Source organism: Psychroserpens mesophilus (assembly GCF_050617655.1).
Classification (GTDB): Bacteria; Bacteroidota; Bacteroidia; order Flavobacteriales; family Flavobacteriaceae; genus Psychroserpens; species Psychroserpens mesophilus_A.
Map to the genome: position 1 here is coordinate 1 of NZ_JBODQC010000111.1, position 307 is coordinate 307.

The following is a 307-nucleotide window of genomic DNA, read 5'->3' on the forward strand; positions in this document are numbered from 1 at the left end:
GGTACGCATGCTGGAACGCATTCCCGCTCCGGATGCCGCCGACCTGCGCGAGCGCTCGCCGCGGTTACCGATGGACCGCGCGCAGCGTCGTGCCTTCGTGCGCCGCTTCCTGCCGGGGCTGGCGCTGATGATCCTGTGCTAGGTGTGCCTGACCGTAGTCCGCGATTTCCGCGACAGCTTTGAAGCCGAGCTGTTCCGCGAGCTGGGCTACGGTGGCAGTGCCGGTGTCTTTGCCGCCATCGAAACGCCGGTGGCGTTCGCGGGGCTGGCGCTGACCGCCGGCCTGGCCTGGGTCCGCAACAACCTC

1 pseudogene is annotated in these 307 nt (G+C 69.1%); it reads left to right on the forward strand.

Annotated features, from left to right (window positions below):
• Positions 1-7: 7 nt before the first annotated feature.
• Positions 8-307 (forward strand): annotated as a pseudogene (locus ACRHNM_RS16550) (DUF5690 family protein); the annotation flags it as partial.